The 380-nt window shown below is 42.6% G+C and carries 1 protein-coding gene; it reads left to right on the forward strand.

Translation table 11 applies throughout. The features are described from left to right. Window positions 1-358: hypothetical protein (locus AB4486_RS24940; RefSeq protein ID WP_372119379.1), on the forward strand; the 358-nt coding region annotated here is incomplete at its 5' end. Window positions 359-380: the final 22 nt, after the last annotated feature.

Consider the following 380-nt stretch of genomic DNA (forward strand, 5'->3'; position numbering starts at 1 on the left):
CAAAAGTACTTATAAATTCACCGCAGAATACCCGATGATAGGCTGGGAGAAAATCTCACTTCGATTGGAAAATGGTCGAGTTAAAATGCAGTACATTGGTTACGACATGGATGGGAATGTCGTCCAAACCAAGCAAATGTTTGGTGTGTTCTTACGCTGGGGGAATCACTACTACCTTTATCAATTGGACCAAGAGCAGGCCCAAGATAAACAGACATTCAATATCAAGCACTTATACATTCAACAAACCCAAGGTAAGCGCAGTGTGTTGGTATCGAATCAGCGCGGCCTTTATGTAACGAAAAAAGGCGCGCCATTAGAACTTAAAGGCATCATGCATGGCGATCGTTTACGTTAATACAGAGGCTTAACGCGAATAG

Origin of the sequence: Vibrio sp. 10N.222.55.C6, assembly GCF_041473395.1 — a bacterium.
Classification (GTDB): Bacteria; Pseudomonadota; Gammaproteobacteria; order Enterobacterales; family Vibrionaceae; genus Vibrio; species Vibrio crassostreae_C.